An 18,802-nucleotide genomic window follows, 5' to 3' on the forward strand; every position below is an offset into this window, starting at 1 on the left:
CCCGCGTCGTCGCCCGGCCTGAGAGGATCACCGGGTGAGCCCGGACACCCCCGATCCGTACCGGTCCGTCGACCGTCCCGACGAGCCGGACCGTGCCGCCGCGCCCGCCGGCCCCGCCCCGCCGGCCCGCTCGGTCAATGACGGCTGGACGCCGCTCTCGGGTGCGCCCGAGGCCGGATCGCCGCCGGCCGAGTCGGGCCCGGTCGAGCCGGCCACGCCGGGCGGTGGCCGCTGGCCGCAGCCGGGCGGACCGGGACCGGCCGCGTCCTGGCCCCCGGCGTACGCCGGCTTCCCGGAGCAGCCGGCCGACCGGCCCCGCCGGCCCGTCGCGGTGACCCTCGCCACCGTGCTCGGGCTGACCGTCCTGGGCGTGCCGCTCGGGCTGCTCTGGGCCCTCGTGGCCCCGGACACCCCGGTCCTCAAGACCGCGGAGGGCGCCATCTACGCCCAGCCGCAGCCGGAGCAGCCGATCGCCGCCGACGGCTGGTTCAGCCTGCTCGGGCTCGGCTTCGGGCTGCTCGCCGCGGTCGGGCTCTGGGTCGTGCTGCGCCGCCGCCGGGGCCCCGCAGTGCTGGCCGGGGCGGCGCTCGGCGCGCTCGGCGCCGCGCTGGTCGCCTGGCAGGTCGGCCGCCGGGTCGGGCTCTCCGGTTACCAGCGGCTGCTGGCGAACGCCCCGGACGGCACCGCCTTCACCAAGCCGGCCGACCTGCGCGCCGGGGGGATCGAGTGGCTGTTCGGGTTCCTGCCGGTGCCCTTCGGGGACCTGCTGCTGCCGGCGTTCGCCGCGGCCGTGACGTACACCCTGCTGGCCGGCTGGTCGCGCTGGCCGTCGCTGCGTCCGGAGCCGGAGCCCGGCGGCCTCAGTTGGGCGCCGGGGGCGATGCCAGCTCCGACAGCGGCACCGGAACCGCCCGCACCTGGCGCAGCAGAGCCGCCTCGCGGTTGAGCAGCCGCAGCTCGGCGCGGAGCCGGGTGGCGGTGTCGTCGATGGCGAGCAGTCGCTGGCGGTCCGCCACGGTGAGCGCGGCCGTCGCGGCGACCAGGTGGGACAGCACGGTCGGGTCCTCCGGCAGCTGCTCGGAGATCTCCTCCGGGTCGGGCCGGATCAGCCCCAGGTACTGCCGGAAGACCGCGATCACCCGGGCCGCGAGCAGCTCGGCGATCTCGTCGCTGCCGGCCGGCTCGGGCAGCCACTCCACCTCGGCGGTCAGGTACGGCGCGGCGGAGCGGTCCACGTCGGCGATCCGGAACCGTCGCCGGCCCACCGTGACGATGTCGAAGCCACCGTCGTCGAGCTCGGTGACCTGCCGCAGCTCGGCGGTGCACCCCACCTCGTGCAGCGTCACGTCACCGCCGCCGGGGGTCGACCGGCCGGGCGCCGGGGCGACCTCCCAGCCGGCCTGGATCGCCACCACGCCGAACTCGCGGGGCGCCCCCTCGGGCAGCCCGACCAGGTGGCGCACCAGGGCGCGGTAGCGCTCCTCGAATATGTGCAGCGGCAGCACGAGTCCGGGAAAGAGCACCGTTGCGAGCGGGAACACCGGCAGCCGCGCAGTCACGGGTCGAGCCTATCCGGACCGGCCGCCCGCGGCGTGGCTCGGCTCACGCCTCCGCGGTACGGGCGGCGCGGAAAGATCCGGACGAGGCCGCCTAGACTCGCAAGGGTGTTGAATCGGATCGACCTGCGCGGCGTTGTCCGTGACCCGCGCCGCCTGCTGCCCCGTGCCCAGCTCGACGTCTCCGTGGCCGTCGAGCGGATCCGCCCGCTCGTCGAGGCGGTCCGGGACCATGGGTACCCGGCGATCCGGGAGGCCAGCGAGCGGTTCGACGGGGTCTCCCCGGCGGTGCTGCGGGTGCCGGCCGAGGCGGTCGCCGAGGCCGAGGGGACGCTCGATGCGCAGGTGCGCGCCGCGCTGCTGGAGTCGATCGCGCGCGCCCGCAAGGTGCACGCCGACCAGCGGCGCACCGACCACACCACCCAGGTCGTCGCGGGCGGCACCGTGACCGAGCGCTGGGTGCCGGTCGACCGGGTCGGCCTCTACGTCCCCGGTGGCCTGGCGATGTACCCGTCGACCGTGGTGATGAACGTGGTCCCCGCCCAGGCGGCCGGGGTGCGCTCGCTGGTGGTGGTCAGCCCGCCGCAGCAGGACAACGGCGGCCTGCCCGACGCGCGGGTGCTGGCGGCCTGCGCGCTGCTCGGCGTCGACGAGGTGTACGCCGTCGGCGGCGCCCAGGCGGTGGCGATGCTGGCGTACGGCGCGGCGGTCGACGCCGAGGGCAGCGCGCACTGCGACCCGGTCGACATGATCACCGGTCCCGGCAACATCTGGGTCACCGCCGCCAAGCGGCTGCTGCGGGGCGTGGTCGGCATCGACGCCGAGGCCGGCCCGACCGAGATCGCCATCCTGGCCGACGACACCGCCGACCCGGCGCACGTCGCCGCCGACCTGATCAGCCAGGCCGAGCACGACCCCCTCGCCGCCAGCGTGCTGGTCACCCCGTCGGTCGAGCTGGCCCACGCGGTCGAGCGGGAGCTGGCCCGGCAGGTGCCGGCCACCAAGCACGCCGAGCGGGTCAGCACCGCGCTCAGTGGCCAGCAGAGCGGCGTGGTCCTCGTCGACGACCTCGACGCCGGGCTGCGGGTGGTCGACGCGTACGCGGCCGAGCACCTGGAGATCCAGACCGTCGACGCCCGGGCGTGGGCGATGCGGGTCCGCAACGCCGGTGCGATCTTCGTCGGCGCCTGGTCGCCGGTGTCGCTCGGCGACTACTGCGCCGGCTCCAACCACGTGCTGCCCACCGGCGGCTGCGCCCGGCACTCCTCGGGGCTGTCGGTGCAGTCCTTCCTGCGCGGCATCCACCTGGTGGAGTACACCGAGGACGCGCTGCGCGAGGTGGCCCCGCACGTGGTGACCCTGGCCAACGTGGAGGACCTGCCGGCGCACGGCCAGGCCGTCGCGGCCCGCTTCCCCGGGGGGCCGGTGTGACCACCCTGGACGACCTGCCCCTCCGCGACGACCTGCGGGGCCTGCGGCCGTACGGGGCGCCGCAGCTCGACGTGGCGGTGCGGCTCAACACCAACGAGAACTCGTACCCGGTGCCCGAGCCGGTGGTCGAGGCGATCGGCAAGGCCCTCGCGGTGGAGCTGCGCGACCTCAACCGGTACCCGGACCGGGACGCGGTGGCGCTCCGCGCCGACCTGGCGGCGTACCTCGGCCACGGGCTCACCGTCGAGCAGGTCTGGGCGGCCAACGGCTCCAACGAGATCCAGCAGCAGCTGCTCCAGGCGTTCGGTGGCCCGGGGCGCACCGCGCTCGGCTTCACCCCGGCGTACTCGATGCACCCGCTGCTGGCGCTCGGCACCGGCACCGGCTGGGTGCCGGGGGTCCGGGGCGCCGACTTCGGGCTGACCGTCGACGACGCGGTGGCCCAGGTGCGCGAGCACCGGCCGGACGTGGTCTTCCTCTGCTCGCCGAACAACCCCACCGGCACCGCGCTGGACCCGGAGGTGGTCGCCGCGGTGCTCGACGCGGCCCCCGGCATGGTGGTGGTCGACGAGGCGTACGCCGAGTTCGCCCGCGCCGGCACGGTCAGCGCGCTCGCCGTGCTGCCCGGCCACCCGCGGCTGGTGGTCACCCGGACGATGAGCAAGGCGTTCGGCTTCGCCGGCGGCCGGCTGGGCTACCTGGCCGCCGACCCGGCGGTGGTGGCCGCCGTGCAGCTGGTCCGGCTGCCGTACCACCTCTCGGCGCTCACCCAGGCCGCCGCCCGGGCGGCGCTGGCGCACCGCGACGCCCTGCTCGGTACCGTCGACGCGATCAAGGCCCAGCGCGACCGGATCGTCGCCGAACTGCGCGCCCGCGGCCACCGGGTCGCCGACAGCGACGCCAACTTCGTGCTCTTCCAGGTGGCCGGCGACCAGGCGGTCGCCTGGCGCACCCTGCTCGACGCGGGCGTCCTGGTCCGCGACGTCGGCCTGCCCGGCTGGCTGCGGGTCACCGCCGGCACCCCCGCCGAGACCGACGCCTTTTTCACCGCTATGGAGACGCTGACATGAGTCGCACCGCCCGGGTGGAGCGGATCACCAAGGAGACCAAGGTGCTGGTCGAGATCGACCTCGACGGCACCGGCCAGGCCGAGATCAGCACGGGCGTCGGCTTCTACGACCACATGCTGCACCAGATCGCCCGGCACGGCGGCTTCGACCTCACCGTGCGTACCGTCGGCGACCTGGAGATCGACGCCCACCACACGATGGAGGACACCGCGCTGGCCCTGGGCGCCGCCTTCGACGAGGCGCTGGGGGACAAGGCCGGCATCCGGCGGTACGGCTCGGCCACCGTGCCGATGGACGAGGTCCTCGTCCGGGCCGCCGTCGACCTCTCCGGCCGCCCGTACGTGCTGCACGACGAGCCGCCGCTCGCGCCGTACATCGGCCCGGTCTACCCCACCAGCATGACCCGGCACATCTGGGAGTCCTTCGGCCAGTCGGCCCGGATCACCCTGCACGTGGACGTGCTGCGGGCGGCCCGCCCCGGTGGCCACCCGGACGCCCACCACGTGGTGGAGGCGCAGTTCAAGGCGGTCTCCCGGGCGCTGCGCGAGGCCACCGCGATCGACCCGCGCTCGCAGGGTGCGATCCCGAGCACGAAGGGTGCGCTCTGATGAGCGCGAGGAGTGCAGCGCAGCGGAGCCCCGCAGTCGCGAATGAGGGAGAGCTCTGATGGGGCCGGTGCTGCCGACGCTGCTGCTGATCCTGGCCGGCGTGCTGGCCGGCGGGACCTGGTCGTTGCACCGGCAGGGGGCACCGCGCGGCGCGGTGGTCCTGATGGCGCTGCTGGCCACGCTCGCCACCGTCGGCGGCGTGCTCTGGCTGCTTCCCGGGGAGGGCTGATGACCACGCGGATCGTGGTGCTGGACTACGGCTCGGGCAACCTGCGCTCGGCCGAGCGCGCCCTGGAGCGCGCCGGCGCCGAGGTGACCGTCACCGACGACCTGGCCGTGGCCGCGGAGGCGGACGGCCTGGTGGTGCCGGGCGTGGGCGCCTTCGCCGCCTGCATGGCCGGGATCGAGGCGCTCGGCGCCGGCCCGGTGATCGCCGAGCGGGTCGCCGCCGGCCGGCCGGTGCTGGGCATCTGTGTCGGCATGCAGGTGCTCTTCGAGCACGGCGACGAGCACGGCGTGGTCACCAAGGGGCTCGGGCTGCTGCCCGGCGGGGTGACGAAACTGCCCGCCGACCGGTTGCCGCACATGGGCTGGAACACCGTCGACGCGCCGGCCGGCTCGGTGCTCTTCGCCGGGCTGCCCGCCGACAGCCGGTTCTACTTCGTCCACTCGTACGGGGTGAACGACGTCGCCGGACTGGCCGCCGCCGAGGCCACGGTGACCACCGCCCACCACGGCACCGAATTCGTCGCCGCGGTGGAGCGGGGCGCGCTGTCGGCCGCCCAGTTCCACCCGGAGAAGTCGGCCGACACCGGTGCCGCCCTCCTGCGCAACTGGCTGGCCACGGTTGGCTGAGCTGGCTGAGCCGGCCGGCCCGGCGCGGGGCACGGCGGCCGCCGGGGCACCGCGGGGCACGGCGTGAGCAAGGAGCGGGCCCGCCGCCGCGCCGTCCGGGAGGCCGAGGCCGCCCGGGAACGCGTCGTGCGCCAGCGCCGGCTGGCCCGCCGGCAGCGCACCCGCACGCTGGTCCGCCGGCTGACGCCGCAGTGGCGGCGGGGTCGCACCGGCCGGCTGGGGCGCCGCAGCCGGGGGGAACGGGCCGCCATCGCCGGCCTGACCCTGGCAGCGCTGTTCGGGATCTGGACGTTCGTCGACGATCTGGCGTTGCGCCTGGTGCTGGTCGTTCTGCTGCTGCTGGTCCTGCCGGCGATCGTCGTGATCGCGCTGGACCGTCGGATCTGATGCGAGGAGAGAGAAGTTGAGCCTCACCCTTCTGCCCGCCGTGGACGTCGCCGACGGCCAGGCCGTCCGGCTCGTGCAGGGCGCCGCCGGTAGCGAGACCGCGTACGGCGACCCGCTGGAGGCCGCGCTGGCCTGGCAGGCCGACGGCGCCGAGTGGATCCACCTGGTCGACCTGGACGCGGCGTTCGGTCGGGGCTCCAACGCGCACCTGCTCGCCGAGGTGGTGCGGCAGCTCGACGTGAAGGTGGAGCTCTCCGGCGGCATCCGGGACGACGAGTCGTTGCAGGCGGCGCTGGGCACCGGGGCGGCCCGGGTGAACATCGGCACCGCCGCGCTGGAGGACCCGCAGTGGTGCGACCGGGTCTGCGGCGAGTACGGCGACCGCGTCGCGATCGGGCTGGACGTGCGCGGTCGTACCCTCTCCGCCCGGGGCTGGACCCGCGACGGCGGTGACCTGTGGGAGGTGCTGGAGCGGCTGGACAAGGCGGGCGCCGCCCGGTACGTGCTGACCGACATCACCAAGGACGGCACCATGCGCGGGCCGAACCTGGACCTGCTGCGCGAGGTCTGCGCGCGCACCGACGCCCCGGTGATCGCCTCCGGCGGCGTGTCCACCCTGGACGACCTGCGGGCGCTGGCCACGCTGGAGCCGATCGGGGTGGAGGGCGTGATCGCCGGCAAGGCGCTCTACGCCGGCGCGTTCACCGTGGCCCAGGCGCTGGAAACGCTGGCCACCGCGTGACCGTCACCCGGTTGGGCTCGGGCGGCCCGTGGGAGGCCGTCTACGGCTACGCCCGGGTGGTCCGGGCGGGTGACCTGGCCTGGACGGCGGGATGCACGTCGACCGTGGACGGTCGGGTGACGCACGTCGGCGACGCCGCGGCGCAGACCGCGCAGGCGCTGCGGATCGGGCTGGACGCGCTCGCCGAGGTGGGCGCCGAGCCGGGCGACGTGGTCCGGACCCGGATGTACGTGACCGACCGGCGCTACGCCGACGAGGTGGGTCGGGCGCACAACGCGGTGTTCGGGGCCGTCCGTCCGGCGGCGACGATGGTGGTGGTGGCCGGCCTGCTCGACCCCGACCAGCTGGTCGAGGTGGAGCTGGAGGCCTGGCTCGGCGACCGCTGATCCCGGCCGCCCCGCCCGGGTGACCGGGTGGCCGCGGCCACATCCCGGGCAGACCGGTTGTGCACAATTCAATCGTGGGCTACGGTTTCCCGGTGACCGATGATCTGGTGCTACGTCGACAGGTGTGCTTCGCGCTCTACGCCGCGTCGCGCGCCCTCACCGACGTCTACCGGCCCATCCTCGACGAGGTCGGCCTGACCTACCCGCAGTACCTGGTGCTGCTGGTGCTCTGGGAGCGCGAGGACGCCCCCACGGTCTCCGAGCTCGGCGCCGCGCTGCGGCTGGACTCCGGCACGCTCTCCCCGCTGCTCAAGCGGTTGGAGGCGGCGGGCCTGGTGGTCCGGTCCCGGTCGGCGCGCGACGAGCGACGGGTGGAGGTGGGGCTCACCGCCGACGGTCGAGCCCTGCGGCAGCGGATGGACGAGGTGCCGTTGCGGGTCGCCCGCGCCACCGGCCTCACCGAGGCCGAGCTGATCGCCCTGCGCGACACCCTCACCCGGGTCACCGAGACGATCCACCGACAGAAGGAGCAGTGACCATGCAGGTGCTCTACACCGCGTCCGCCCTCGCCAGCGGCGATGGCCGCGACGGCCACGTCCGCACCTCCGACGGCACGATCGAGGTGGACCTGGCGGTCCCGAAGGAGATGGGCGGCGCCGGTGGCGCGGCCAACCCCGAGCAGCTCTTCGCCGCCGGCTACGCGGCCTGCTTCCACTCGGCGCTGCGCCTGGTCGCCCGCCGGGCCAAGGCCGACGTCTCCGGCTCCGTGGTCGAGGCCGAGGTCGGCATCGGCCCGAACGGCAGCGGCGGCTTCGGCCTGACCGTCGCCCTCCTGGTCGACCTGCCCGCCGTCGAGCGGGCCGCCGCCGAGCAGCTGGTCGCGCAGGCCCACCAGGTCTGCCCGTACTCGAACGCGACCCGCGGCAACATCGAGGTCGCCCTCACCGTCCGCGAGGCCGCCGCGGCCTGAGCGCCGCCCGGCCCTGATCCCCCGCGTACGAAAGGACGACACCGTGAGCACCAACCGCGAGATCCACCTGGCCTCCCGCCCCCAGGGCTGGCCGACCGCCGACAACTTCCGCCTCGTCGAGACCGAGGTGCCGACGCCCGGCCCGGGCCAGATCGTGGTCCGTAACCAGTTCATGTCGGTCGACCCGTACATGCGGGGGCGGATGAACGACGTGAAGTCGTACGTTCCGCCGTTCCAGCTCGGGGCGCCGCTCGACGGCGGCGCGGTCGGCGAGGTCGTGGCCAGCGAGGCCGACGGCGTCAAGGTCGGCGACACCGTGCTGCACGGCCTCGGCTGGCGGGAGTACGCACTGCTCGACGCCAAGGCCGCCCGCCCGGTCGACCCGACGATCGCGCCGGTGAGCGCGTACCTGAGCGTGCTCGGCATGACCGGTCTGACCGCGTACGCCGGGCTGCTCGACGTGGCCGGCATGAAGCCGGGGGAGAGCGTCTTCGTCTCCGCCGCCGCCGGCTCGGTCGGCAGCCTGGTCGGCCAGATCGCCAAGCTCAAGGGCGCCGGGCACGTGGTCGGCAGCGCCGGGTCGCCGGCCAAGGTCGAGCGGCTCAAGGCGCTCGGCTTCGACGCCGCCTTCGACTACCACGACGGCCCGGTACGCGACTCGCTCAAGGCGGCCGCCCCCAACGGCATCGACGTCTACTTCGACAACGTCGGCGGCGACCACCTGGAGGCGGCGATCTCGGCGATGAACCTGCACGGCCGGGCCGCCATCTGCGGCATGATCGCCCAGTACAACGACACCGAGCCGCCGGCCGCCCCGCGCAACCTGGCAATGGTCATCGGCAAGCGGCTCACCCTGCGCGGCTTCCTCGTCAATGACCACGGCAACCTGCGCGAGCAGTTCGTGCGGGACGTCTCCGGCTGGCTGCGCGACGGGAAGCTCTCGTACGACGAGACGATCGTCGACGGCATCGAGAACGCCCCCGCGGCGTTCCTCGGCCTGCTGCGCGGCGAGAACCTGGGCAAGATGCTCGTCCGGGTGTGAGTCCCGATCCGACGCGCGGCGGTGGCCGGCCTCACAGGCCGGTCGCCGCCGCGTTTCCGTTGGATAGGCTCGCCCCATGACGGTGGCGGTACGGGTGATTCCCTGTCTGGACGTGGACGCCGGGCGGGTGGTCAAGGGGGTCAACTTCCTCGACCTGCGCGACGCCGGCGACCCGGTGGAGCTGGCCGCGGCGTACGACCGGGCCGGCGCGGACGAGTTGACCTTCCTCGACGTCACCGCCTCCTCCAGCGACCGGGGGACCATGCTCGACGTGGTCCGGCGCACCGCGGAGTCGGTCTTCATCCCGCTGACCGTGGGCGGCGGCGTCCGGCAGGTCGCCGACGTCGACACGCTGCTGCGGGCCGGCGCGGACAAGGTCGGGGTGAACACCGCCGCGATCGCCCGCCCGGAGCTGATCGCCGAGATCGCCGACCGGTTCGGCCGGCAGGTGCTGGTGCTCTCGCTGGACGTGCGCCGGGCTCCGGCGGGCACCACGCCCAGCGGGTTCGAGGTGACCACCCACGGCGGCCGCCGGGGCACCGGCCTGGACGCGGTCGAGTGGGCGCGGCGCGGCGCCGAGCTGGGGGCGGGGGAGATCCTGCTCAACTCGATGGACGCCGACGGCACCAAGGCCGGCTTCGACCTGGCGCTGATCCAGGCGGTCCGCGCGGTGGTGGACGTGCCGGTGGTGGCCAGCGGCGGCGCCGGCGCGGTGGCGCACTTTCCGCCGGCCATCGGCGCGGGCGCCGACGCGGTGCTCGCGGCGAGCGTCTTCCACTTCGGCGAGCTGACCGTCGGCGAGGTCAAGGACGCGCTGAAGGCCGCCGGTCACCCGGTGCGCTGAGGCGCGCGGGCCCGGCCACGCCGTCACCCCGCCGGGTCTGTCACCCGGCGCCGCGCGCTGGGGGTCCTCGGCCGTGCTCCGTGCGTGTCGGGGTCAAGGGACAAGGTCCGGTGTGGGCCTGATACCTCTCAGGTATCAATATGACCCTGAGGTATCACCGGCACCATCGTGGTGCCTTCCGCCGGCTCCGCTACGCGACCTCCGGTCAGCGGTCGGCGAGCGCGGCCTCCGGGCCGCCCCACCGGCCAGCCCGCCGGCGCCGCTGGCCCCGCCGCCGGCGCCTCCGCGCCTCGGCAGCTCAGCGGCCGGTCCGCCCCTCCGGCGAGCGGCGCGGGGCCGGGATCGACCGGACGATGTACTCCTGGACGGCGGCGGCGTGGTCCTCCTCGGGCAGGTGCCACTCGGCGCTACCGGGGGTGTGCCGCCGGACCAGCACCCCCTGCACGGTGTCCACCGTGGTGCCCACGCCCGCGCTCGGCCGGGTGCGCCAGAGCCGCTCCCCGTCGGGGGTGATCCGGAACCAGCCGTCGGAGACACTGACCAGGCCGGCGCCGGCCAGCCGGCGGACCGCCGCCTCGACGTCCTCCCGCTCCGGGATCGCCTGGTTGAGGTGCTCCGCGGTGGAGAGCACGTCGGTCAGCCGGACGCCCTCCGGGCGTCTGGTGTCCGCCGCGCGGCGGTGCCGCCCGGCGCCGCTCGCGATCACCAGTGACACGAAGATCCAGGCGTCCGTCCAGCGCCATCCGCTCTCCCCCATGCACGAATGATGCCCGGCGGGGTCGATGGAGGAAACACCTACTTTCCCGCTGTGACGTCAGCGCAGCTCAGCGAGGGTGACCACCGGAGTGTCCGGGGTGGACCGGGGCGGAACGGTGAACAGCGGGGTGAACAACTGGGCCAGTGGGCCGATGGCGAGGGCGTACGCGACGGTGCCGATGCCCGCCGTGCCGCCGAGCAGCCAGCCCAGGGCCAGCACGGTCACCTCGATGCCGGTGCGGATCAGCCGCACCGAGCTGCCCGGGCGCCGGGCGACCAGCCCGGTCATCAGGCCGTCGCGCGGGCCGGGGCCGAGGTCGGCGCCGAGGTAGAGGCCGGTCGCGACGCCGTTGGCGACGATGCCGGTCACCAGCAGGCCGATCCGCGCCGGCAGCGGCAGGTCCGCCGGGAGCAGCGCCACGGCGGCGTCCACGGCCAGGCCGATCACCACCACGTTGCTGACCGTGCCGAGCCCGGGCCGCTGCCGCAGCGGGATCCAGAGCAGCAGCACCACCGCGCCGACCAGGATGCTCGCCGTGCCGACCGAGATGCCGGTCTGTCGGGACAGGCCCTGGTGGAAGACGTCCCACGGGTTCAGCCCGAGGCCGGAGCGGATCATCAGCGCCATGCTGACGCCGTAGAGGACCAGCCCGACGTAGAGCTGGGTGAGCCGCCGGACCGGCCGGTGCCGCAGATTGCCAATCGCTGCCATGCATGCCACCCTAGGTGCCAATCGTGGCGAGAGAAGAGCCAATTTGGGAGGGGTGGCCGTGACCAGCCAGGTGCGGGGAGCCCAATTGGCTCGGCTGCTGGGGCAGTGGCACGCGCTTCCGGGCCGCCGTCGCAGCCCGGACTACGCCGCGCTCGCCGCCGCGGTCCGCGGCCTGCTCGCCGACGGCCGGCTCCCCCTCGGGGTACGCCTGCCGGCCGAGCGGGAGCTGGCCGAGGCGTTGCGGATCAGCCGGACCACGGTCACCGCGGCGTACCGGCAGCTGCGCGAGACCGGGCACCTGGCCAGCCGGCGCGGGGCGGGCAGCTGGACCATGCTGCCCGGCACCCACCGGGTGGCCAGCACCGGGCTCTGGACCCCGCTGGACGACCGCGACATGATCGACCTGGGCGTCGCCGCGCTGGCCGCCCCGCCGCAGCTCGTGCCGGCCGCCCGCGCCGCCGCCGAGGACCTGCCCCGCTATCTCGGCGGCGCCGGCTACCACCCGACCGGGATCATCGAGCTGCGCGAGGCGGTCGCCCGGTCGTACACCGCCCGGGGGCTGCCCACCAGCGCCGAGCAGATCATGGTGACCAGCGGTACCCAGCACGCGCTGGACCTGGTGCTCCGGCTGGCGCTGGCGCCCGGCGGCAGCGTGCTGGTGGAGTCCCCGACCTATCCGAACGCGCTGGCCGCGCTGTCCGCCCGGCGGGCCCGGATCACCACCCACGGACTGGCCGTCGACGGGGCCGGCTGGGACGCCGACCTGTTGCTGGGCAGCATCCGCCAGGTCCGGCCCAAGCTGGCCTACCTGATCCCCGACTTCCAGAACCCGACTGGTCACCTGATGTCGGCCGAGCTGCGCGAACGGGTGGTCGCCGTCGCCCACACCGCCGGCACCGACCTGGTCGTCGACGAGTCGTTCGTGGATCTCCCGCTGGACGGCACCGAGCTGCCCCCACCGGCGGCCACCTTCGACCGGCACAGCCGGGTGATCAGCATCGGCGGGATGAGCAAGCCGTACTGGGGTGGGCTGCGGATCGGCTGGGTACGCGCCTCCGCGCCGCAGGTGCAGCGGCTGGCCGCGGCCCGGGTCGGCGTCGACATGGCCAGCCCGGTGCTGGACCAGCTGGTCGCGGTGCACCTGCTCGCCGACGCGCCGACCATCGTCGCCGCCCGCCGGGCCCAGCTCGCCGCACAGCGCGACGCCCTGCTCGACGCGCTCGCGCAGCGCCTGCCCGACTGGCGGGTCACCGCGCCGCACGGCGGGGTAACCCTCTGGGCCGAGCTGGACGGGCCGATCTCCAGCGCGCTGGCCCGGGCCGCCGAGGAGGTCGGCGTACGCCTGGCGCCCGGCCCCCGGTTCGGCCTGGACGGGACGCTGGAACGCTTCCTGCGGCTGCCCTTCACCCTGCCCGCCGCCGACCTGGTCGAGGCGGTGGGCCGGCTCGCCGCGGTCCGCTACGACCTGGACCGGGCCGGGCGTCCGCAGTGGCGGGAGGCGACGGTCATCGCCTGAGCCCGACGCGGTGGACCCACCGGGGACGCCACGCCGTGATCCCGGCTGCCAGACTGTGCGCCGTGACGGACGGCGGTACGACGCGGCGCGCGCCGCGGATGCGGGCCGTGACCGAGGGCGCCTCGGTCACCCCGCTGGAACTCTTCTTCGACCTGGTCTTCGTCTACGCGCTCACCCAGGTGACCGCGCTGATGGCGGGGGACCTGACCTGGTGGGGCATGCTGCACGGGCTGCTCCTGCTGGCCCTGCTCTGGTGGTGCTGGTGCTGTTACGCCTGGTTGGGCAACACGGTGCGCGCGGACGAGGGGGTGGTCCGGGTGGCGCTGTTCGCGGTGATGGGCACCATGTTCGTCGTCGCGGTGACCATTCCCGAAGCCTTCACGGACCTGCCCGGCGGGCTCTCCGGGCCGGCCGTCTTCGCGGCCGGCTACCTGGTGGTCCGGGTGCTGCACCTGGTGATCTACTGGCACGCCGCCCGGGTCCAGGACGACGCCGCGCTGCGCCGGCAACTGCTGCGGGCGGCCCTGCCGATGCTGGCCGGGGCCACCGTGCTGTTCACCGCCGCCGTGCTGCCCCAGCAGCTCGCCGACTCCCCGCACCAGGAGGATGTCATCCGGACGGCGCTCTGGGTGCTCGCCCTCGTCGTCGACTACGGCGGCATCATGGCCATCGGCGCGCGAGGCTGGCAGGTCTACTCCGCCGCGCACTGGACCGAGCGACACGGGCTGATCATCATCGTCGCGCTCGGCGAGTCGCTGGTGGCGATCGGCGTCGGGGTGACCGCGCTGCCGATCTCCTGGCCCATCGTCGTCGCGTCGTTCCTCGGCATCGCGGTGGCCGCCGCGCTCTGGTGGGCGTACTTCGACGTGGTCTCGATCGCCGCCGAGCGGGTACTGGCCCGGGCCGAGGGCGCCGAGCGGGCCGCGCTGGCCCGCGACTCCTACACGTACCTGCACCTGCCGATGGTGGCCGGCATCATCCTGCTCGCCCTCGGCTTCAAGAAGGTCCTGTCGTACGTCGGCGACGGCACCGAGCACGACCTGACCGACCCGCTGCACGGCATCGGCCTGTACGCCCTCTACGGCGGGGTGATCCTCTACCTCCTCGGCCACCTGGGCTTCCGGCTGCGCAACATGCGTTCGGCCAACCGGCCGCGAGCGGTGACCGCCGTGCTGCTGGTGCTGCTGATCCCGGTCGCCGACCGCCTGCCGGCGCTGGCCGCCCTCGGACTGCTCGCCGTGGTCTGCGTCGGGATGATCGCGGTGGAGGTGGTGCTCTTCGGCGACGCCCGGCGCAAGCTGCGCGACGCCTTCCTCGCCGAGCACGGGTCCGCTGCGGCGCCCGAGCACTAGACCGGCCGCCCGACCGGGTGGGGTTGCGCCGATCCACCCCGGCCACGCCGGGCCTGCTGGGACACTGCGGGGGTGGGGGCAGCGGACCGGCGGCCGGGCGCGGCGGGCGGCGGCCAACGCTGGTCGCGCGGGGTCCGCCCCGGCGCGCCGGGGTCCCGGACCACCCGGCTGGAGCTGTACTACGACGTCGTCTTCGTGTTCGCCTTCCTCACCGTCACCACGGTGACGTCGAGCCGGCCGTCGGTGCCCAACCTGATCGGCTGCCTGCTGGTGCTGTCGCTGCTCTGGTGGTGCTGGACCGGGTTCGCCATCGTCGGCAACGCGGTCCGCACCGACCAGGGCGTGCTGCCGCTGATCGGCTTCGTCACCCTGGCCGCCACCTTCCTGCTCGCGCTCAGCATGCCCAAGGCGTTCGTGGACCGGCCGGGCGGGTTGAACGGCCCGCTCGTCTTCGCCGGTTGCTACTTCCTGGTCCGGATGTCGCAGCTGTCGGTCCTCGGCTGGGTGGAGTGGCCCGACCCGGCCCGCCGCCGGCGGTGGTTGCTGCTGGCCAGCCCGCCGGTGATCGCGACCGCGCTGCTGGTCACCGCCGCCCTGGTGCCGCACCGGGTCGCCGACGACGCCGCCGAGAGGTGGTTGCGGCTGCTGCTCTGGTCGTCGGCGCTCCTGGTCGAGTACGGGGCGGGCGTGCTGCTGCGTGGCGCCTACTGGGCGGTGCTGTCGGCCGGGCACTGGGCGGAACGGCACGCGCTGATCGTGCTGGTCGCGCTCGGCGAGTCGGTCATCGCGCTGGGCTTCGGCCCGCGGTTCGTCACCGAGTTGCCGCTGACCTGGCCGGTGATGGCGGCCGCCGTGCTCGGCATCGCGGTGGTCTCGGCGCTGTGGTGGGCCTACTTCGACACCCTCGCCCTGGCGATGGAGCAGGCGCTGCACGGCATCCGGGAACCCGCCGCGCGGGCGCGCCTCGCCCGGGACGCGTACACCTACCTGCACCTGCCGCTGATCGCCGGGATCATCTTCGTCGCCCTGGGGCTCAAGGACCTGCTGGCCGAGGGTGCGGAGCCGGGCACGCCGGCCTGGGGGGAGCCGCTGGGCGGCTTCTGGGTGCTGGTGCTGCACGGCGGGGTGGCCGTCTACCTGCTCGGCCTGGCCGGGCTGGGGTGGCGGACATGGGGCGAGGTGCGGTGGGTGCCGCTGGCGACGGTGGTGCTGCTCGCGGCCCTCGGGCCGTTGTCCAGCCGGGTGCCCGAACTGGCCGCGGTGGGGCTGCTGGCGCTCGTCTGCGGCGCCTCCACCGGGGCGCAGACGATGGTCGACGGCCCCCGCCGGCGCCGGACCCGGCAGGTGGCGCTGGCGGAGCAGGAGGCGTCGGAGGCCGAGCAGAGCAGGTGGCGGGGCGAGCACCTGTGAGCGGACGCCCGGGTGGCCGTGCCTGGCGAGGTTACCGGCCACGGCCACCCGAGGCGGTCAGATCTCGGCCAGCGTGCCCTCGTACATCTTGTCGATCTCGGCGGCGAAGTTGGTCTCCACGCCGCGTCGCTTGATCTTCAGCGACGGGGTCACCTCGCCGTGCTCGATGGTCAGGTCGCGCGGCAGGATGGTGACCTTCTTGATCGTCTCCCACCGGTTGAGCTTCGCGTTGAGCTGCGCGACGTACTCCTCGACCATGGCCTTCGCCTCGGGCGAGGCCACGACCTCGGCGTAGTCCCGGCCCTCCAGCGGTCCGCCGGCCGTCCAGCCCTTGATCGCGTCCGGGTCCAGAGTGACCAGCATGGTGCAGTAGTTGCGGGCCTGGCCGATCACGATCGCCTGCGAGGTGTACGGGCAGATCGCCTTGAACATGCCCTCGATGTGCGACGGGGCGATGTACTTGCCGCCGGAGGTCTTGACCAGGTCCTTCTTGCGGTCGGTGATCCGCAGGTAGCCGTCGTCGTCGAGGCTGCCGATGTCGCCGGTGCGGAAGAAGCCGTCCTCGGTGAACGCGGCCTTCGTCTCCTCGGGCAGGTTGTGGTAGCCGCGCATCACCGGCGTGCCCTTGACCAGGATCTCGCCGTCGGTGTCGATCCGGCACTCCAGGTCGCCCATCGCCCGGCCGACGGTGCCGATGCGCAGCCCCTCCGGCGGGTTGACGAAGTTGCCGGCGCTGGTCTCGGTCAGGCCGTACCCCTCGGAGATGGGCAGGTTCGCGGCGGCGAAGAAGGTGGCGATCTCCTTGCTCAGCGGCGCCGCGCCGGAGACCAGCACCCGCATCCGGCCGCCGAGGCGGGCCTGGAGCTTGCTGAAGACCAGCTTCTCGGCCAGCGCGTACTTCAGCTTCAGCCCCGCCGGGACCGGCTGGCCGGCCTGCTCCAGCGCGACCTTCTCCTTGCCGACGCGGACCCCCCAGGCGAAGATCTTCGCCTTCGCGCCGCCGGCGCTCTGGGCCGTGGTGACGGCCTTGTTGTAGACCTTCTCGAAGACCCGGGGCGCGCCGCACATCAGCGTCGGCCGCACCACGCTGAGCAGGTCGACCAGCTTGTCGATCCGCCCGTCCACGTACGTCGGCAGGCCGACGTGGGTGGCGCCGCAGAGCAGCGTCTTGCCGAACGAGTGCGACAGCGGAAGCCAGAGGTACTGCAGGTCGTCGTCGCGCAGCAGCCCCATCTCGGCCTGCGCCACGCCCTCCCAGCACCAGCCGCCGTGCAGCAGCTCGACGCCCTTGGGTCGGCCGGTGGTGCCCGAGGTGTAGATCAGGGTGGCCAGGTGCTCCGGGCCGATCGGGGCGACGAGCCGCTCGATCAGGTCCGGCTCGGCCGCCAGTCGCGCCGCGCCCTGCTCCTCCAGCTCCGCCAGGGTGAGCTGGGGTACGGCCGCGGCCGGGTCGACGGCGCCGTCGAAGAGCACCACGTGGGTGAGCGCGGGAAGCTCCGCCCCGGCGATCTTGGCAGCCTGGGCCGGGTTCTCGGCGAAGAGCACCCGGGAGCCGGAGTCGGCGATGATGTAGACCGCGTCCTCGGGCTCGGTGGTGGGGTAGACCGTGGTGGTCGCGCCGCCGGCGCACATGATGCCGAAGTCGGCGATCACCCAGTCCAGCCGGGTGTTGGCCAGGATCGCCACCGGATCCTCCTGGCCGACGCCCAGCGCGTGCAGGCCGGCGGCGACCGCCTTGGCCCGCTGTCCGACCTGCTCCCACGTCAGCCAGACGGGGCCGGACTCGTCCGGGCCCGGGTGGGCGAACGCGTGCCGGTCGGGGGTGGCGGCCACGCGCTTGAGGAACATGTCGGGAATGGAACGGTACGGTACATCGAGAGCCATCGCTGTAGCCGCCTTCAGGGGGTGGATGGACGTGACGGGGGTCACGCCGTTCTGCGGTTACCGAAGAGTATTGCCTGCACCGGGGCATCGGCTAGCCCCGAAAGCGGTGAGCCGACCGTGTCCCGCGAGGTGGAACGCTCAGGCGTACCGGACGGCCCGCAGCGACCAGTCGTAGGTGGCCCGGATCCAGGACCGGCGCACCTCCAGGAAGGGTGCCAGGACCGGGTCACCGGCCAGCGCCGCCTCACCGACGAGGTAGTGGTCCAGCCGGTCGTTGAACAGTCCGGCCGCCGTGCGGACGGCGGCGTCGACGTCCTGCCCGGTGCCGGCCGCGATGACGGTGACCAGGTTGTGCGGGTCGGGCGCGCCGCGCAGCTCCTTGCGGTGCGAGAAGAGGTCGTTGCACCAGCAGACCAGGTCGGTGGTGAGGTCGTCGAGGGCGAGCACCGCCGGGTCGGTGCGTCCTCCCCGGCCGGGCCGGACGTCGTACGCCAGATCGGTCAGGGTGAGGCTGGGGCGTACGCCGCCGGTGTGCCGGCGCAGCTGAAGGTACTCGGCCAGCTCCGGCACCCGCTGCTGCTGCCGGTTGGCCGCCTCCCAGAGCAGGGCCAGCAGGTACTCCCGCAACTCGGCCACCAGTCGCAGCAGCAGCGCCGGACGGCGGTGCGCGCGTACCCGCCGACAGATGTCGGCCAGCGCGATGCCCAGCGGCCCGCCGGCGGGCGCCGCCCCGCCGTCGGCGCCGTGCCGGTCGAGGACGTCCAGCAGCGCGCCGACGGTCGGCGCGAGCCGGCCCGGCTCGGCCCCGAGGTCGTCCTCGTCGCAGCTGTCGTCCACCACGAACAGCCAGGTGATCAGGTCGGTGAGCAGCCGCAGCCGGTCCACCGGCGCCCGTGGGCAGGCCCGGCCGGCGAGTTCGGCGGCGTCGGCGGCCCGCAGTCGGTGCCAGCGCGGCCCGTCCTCCACCAGCCCGAGGCTCCGGGCCCAGGTCAGGCTCTCCGCGGCGACCCGGCCGGTGGCGGAGTGCCGCCGGGCGGGGAAGGGGGGCTCGTGCAGTCCCGACCCGGCGATGCCGCGCATGGTGCCCCCTGTCCGCCGCCCGGAACGGGATCGGCGGGCAGAAGAGTACGACACCTCACATTGGCGGGAATCGCTCGGCGCGCATGGTGGGAAAACTCCTCGTGGCCGGTTTCGCACACCCGGAACCCGCCGCTGGCGGCAATCGTCCGGCTCTGGTCGGAATCGGTCGACCTGCCGAGCAGCACTTCTGATCACCTGGCC

At 74.3% G+C, this 18,802-nt stretch carries 21 protein-coding genes; 16 read left to right on the forward strand and 5 right to left on the reverse strand.

The genetic code is table 11. The features are described from left to right. Positions 1–34 precede the first annotated feature (34 nt). Positions 35–946: a DUF2567 domain-containing protein gene (locus GA0074696_RS11755; protein WP_331716537.1), complete on the forward strand. Its 912-nt coding sequence runs from the start codon at positions 35–37 to the stop codon at positions 944–946. Here GA0074696_RS11755 and GA0074696_RS11760 read toward each other — a convergent pair. Continuing rightward, a complete protein-coding gene (locus GA0074696_RS11760) occupies positions 861–1,559 on the reverse strand; it encodes an LON peptidase substrate-binding domain-containing protein (protein ID WP_088961138.1) in 699 nt (232 codons plus the stop codon). The genes GA0074696_RS11755 and GA0074696_RS11760 overlap by 86 nt on opposite strands. Positions 1,560–1,664: 105 nt before the next feature. On the opposite strand from GA0074696_RS11760, the gene hisD reads away from it, so the two are divergent. The 12 genes from hisD (at position 1,665) to hisF (ending at position 9,891) form a co-directional block, all read left to right on the forward strand. Further along, positions 1,665–2,987, forward strand: a complete 1,323-nt coding sequence (gene hisD / locus GA0074696_RS11765) for a histidinol dehydrogenase (RefSeq protein WP_088961139.1) — start codon at positions 1,665–1,667, stop codon at positions 2,985–2,987. Beyond that, entirely contained in the window at positions 2,984–4,057 is a 1,074-nt protein-coding gene (locus GA0074696_RS11770; protein WP_088961140.1) for a histidinol-phosphate transaminase, read from the forward strand. Before hisD ends, GA0074696_RS11770 begins: the two co-directional genes overlap by 4 nt. Continuing rightward, positions 4,054–4,665 (forward strand): imidazoleglycerol-phosphate dehydratase HisB, encoded by a 612-nt coding sequence (hisB, locus tag GA0074696_RS11775; RefSeq protein ID WP_088961141.1) that lies wholly within the window; start codon positions 4,054–4,056, stop codon positions 4,663–4,665. Before GA0074696_RS11770 ends, hisB begins: the two co-directional genes overlap by 4 nt. Before the next feature lie 58 nt (positions 4,666–4,723). Further along, on the forward strand, positions 4,724–4,894 hold the full coding sequence (locus GA0074696_RS31165; RefSeq protein WP_172894262.1) for a hypothetical protein: 171 nt from the start codon (positions 4,724–4,726) through the stop codon (positions 4,892–4,894). Beyond that, the gene (hisH, locus tag GA0074696_RS11780) at positions 4,894–5,520 is read left to right on the forward strand and encodes an imidazole glycerol phosphate synthase subunit HisH (RefSeq protein ID WP_088961142.1); all 627 of its coding nucleotides are present in this window, start codon (positions 4,894–4,896) and stop codon (positions 5,518–5,520) included. The genes GA0074696_RS31165 and hisH overlap by 1 nt, the downstream gene beginning before the upstream one ends. 63 nt (positions 5,521–5,583) lie before the next feature. After that, positions 5,584–5,907: a hypothetical protein gene (locus GA0074696_RS11785; protein ID WP_088961143.1), complete on the forward strand. Its 324-nt coding sequence runs from the start codon at positions 5,584–5,586 to the stop codon at positions 5,905–5,907. Between the two features lie 16 nt (positions 5,908–5,923). Continuing rightward, entirely contained in the window at positions 5,924–6,649 is a 726-nt protein-coding gene (priA, locus tag GA0074696_RS11790) for a bifunctional 1-(5-phosphoribosyl)-5-((5-phosphoribosylamino)methylideneamino)imidazole-4-carboxamide isomerase/phosphoribosylanthranilate isomerase PriA (protein ID WP_088961144.1), read from the forward strand. Then, entirely contained in the window at positions 6,646–7,035 is a 390-nt protein-coding gene (locus GA0074696_RS11795; RefSeq protein ID WP_088961145.1) for a RidA family protein, read from the forward strand. Before priA ends, GA0074696_RS11795 begins: the two co-directional genes overlap by 4 nt. A gap of 92 nt (positions 7,036–7,127) precedes the next feature. Beyond that, complete coding sequence (locus GA0074696_RS11800) at positions 7,128–7,571, forward strand: MarR family winged helix-turn-helix transcriptional regulator (protein WP_088964509.1); 444 nt, start codon at positions 7,128–7,130, stop codon at positions 7,569–7,571. Between the two features lie 2 nt (positions 7,572–7,573). Continuing rightward, positions 7,574–8,005 (forward strand): organic hydroperoxide resistance protein, encoded by a 432-nt coding sequence (locus tag GA0074696_RS11805; protein WP_088961146.1) that lies wholly within the window; start codon positions 7,574–7,576, stop codon positions 8,003–8,005. Positions 8,006–8,048: 43 nt separating this feature from the next. Next, positions 8,049–9,047 (forward strand): NADP-dependent oxidoreductase, encoded by a 999-nt coding sequence (locus tag GA0074696_RS11810; RefSeq protein WP_088961147.1) that lies wholly within the window; start codon positions 8,049–8,051, stop codon positions 9,045–9,047. Between the two features lie 76 nt (positions 9,048–9,123). Beyond that, the gene (gene hisF, locus GA0074696_RS11815) at positions 9,124–9,891 is read left to right on the forward strand and encodes an imidazole glycerol phosphate synthase subunit HisF (protein WP_088961148.1); all 768 of its coding nucleotides are present in this window, start codon (positions 9,124–9,126) and stop codon (positions 9,889–9,891) included. Between the two features lie 298 nt (positions 9,892–10,189). Here the strand turns inward: hisF and GA0074696_RS11820 are convergent, their stop codons facing one another. Together GA0074696_RS11820 and yczE are read right to left on the reverse strand one after the other, a co-directional pair. Further along, the gene (locus GA0074696_RS11820; RefSeq protein ID WP_088961149.1) at positions 10,190–10,648 is read right to left on the reverse strand and encodes a hypothetical protein; all 459 of its coding nucleotides are present in this window, start codon (positions 10,646–10,648) and stop codon (positions 10,190–10,192) included. A 57-nt stretch (positions 10,649–10,705) separates the two neighbouring features. Next, positions 10,706–11,359, reverse strand: a complete 654-nt coding sequence (yczE, locus tag GA0074696_RS11825) for a membrane protein YczE (protein ID WP_088961150.1) — start codon at positions 11,357–11,359, stop codon at positions 10,706–10,708. 58 nt (positions 11,360–11,417) lie between these two features. Between yczE and yczR the strand changes: the two genes are divergently transcribed. From yczR to GA0074696_RS11840, 3 genes are all read left to right on the forward strand, one after another. Further along, positions 11,418–12,875, forward strand: coding sequence for a MocR-like transcription factor YczR (gene yczR, locus GA0074696_RS11830; protein ID WP_088964510.1), 1,458 nt, complete (start codon positions 11,418–11,420; stop codon positions 12,873–12,875). Positions 12,876–12,937: 62 nt separating this feature from the next. Next, positions 12,938–14,227: a low temperature requirement protein A gene (locus GA0074696_RS11835; RefSeq protein ID WP_197700830.1), complete on the forward strand. Its 1,290-nt coding sequence runs from the start codon at positions 12,938–12,940 to the stop codon at positions 14,225–14,227. A 72-nt stretch (positions 14,228–14,299) separates the two neighbouring features. After that, complete coding sequence (locus tag GA0074696_RS11840; RefSeq protein WP_088961152.1) at positions 14,300–15,637, forward strand: low temperature requirement protein A; 1,338 nt, start codon at positions 14,300–14,302, stop codon at positions 15,635–15,637. Between the two features lie 57 nt (positions 15,638–15,694). On the opposite strand, the gene GA0074696_RS11845 is transcribed toward GA0074696_RS11840, so the two are convergent. Both GA0074696_RS11845 and GA0074696_RS11850 read right to left on the reverse strand, forming a co-directional pair. Continuing rightward, positions 15,695–17,521 carry an AMP-dependent synthetase/ligase gene (locus GA0074696_RS11845; protein ID WP_088961153.1) on the reverse strand — a complete coding sequence of 609 codons (1,827 nt, stop codon included), beginning with the start codon at positions 17,519–17,521 and terminating at the stop codon, positions 15,695–15,697. A gap of 138 nt (positions 17,522–17,659) precedes the next feature. Further along, the gene (locus tag GA0074696_RS11850) at positions 17,660–18,601 is read right to left on the reverse strand and encodes a terpene synthase family protein (RefSeq protein WP_088961154.1); all 942 of its coding nucleotides are present in this window, start codon (positions 18,599–18,601) and stop codon (positions 17,660–17,662) included. Positions 18,602–18,802 lie beyond the last annotated feature (201 nt).

The organism is Micromonospora purpureochromogenes (assembly GCF_900091515.1).
Classification (GTDB): domain Bacteria; phylum Actinomycetota; class Actinomycetes; order Mycobacteriales; family Micromonosporaceae; genus Micromonospora; species Micromonospora purpureochromogenes.

Coding starts and splice junctions, on each gene's coding strand:
- GA0074696_RS11845 (WP_088961153.1), bottom strand. CDS start 17,521: ATGGCTCTCGATGTACCGTACCGTTCCATTCCCGACATGTTCCTCAAG.
- hisF (WP_088961148.1), top strand. CDS start 9,124: ATGACGGTGGCGGTACGGGTGATTCCCTGTCTGGACGTGGACGCCGGG.
- GA0074696_RS11805 (WP_088961146.1), top strand. CDS start 7,574: ATGCAGGTGCTCTACACCGCGTCCGCCCTCGCCAGCGGCGATGGCCGC.
- hisH (WP_088961142.1), top strand. CDS start 4,894: ATGACCACGCGGATCGTGGTGCTGGACTACGGCTCGGGCAACCTGCGC.
- GA0074696_RS31165 (WP_172894262.1), top strand. CDS start 4,724: ATGGGGCCGGTGCTGCCGACGCTGCTGCTGATCCTGGCCGGCGTGCTG.
- yczE (WP_088961150.1), bottom strand. CDS start 11,359: ATGGCAGCGATTGGCAATCTGCGGCACCGGCCGGTCCGGCGGCTCACC.
- GA0074696_RS11850 (WP_088961154.1), bottom strand. CDS start 18,601: ATGCGCGGCATCGCCGGGTCGGGACTGCACGAGCCCCCCTTCCCCGCC.
- GA0074696_RS11820 (WP_088961149.1), bottom strand. CDS start 10,648: ATGGGGGAGAGCGGATGGCGCTGGACGGACGCCTGGATCTTCGTGTCA.
- hisB (WP_088961141.1), top strand. CDS start 4,054: ATGAGTCGCACCGCCCGGGTGGAGCGGATCACCAAGGAGACCAAGGTG.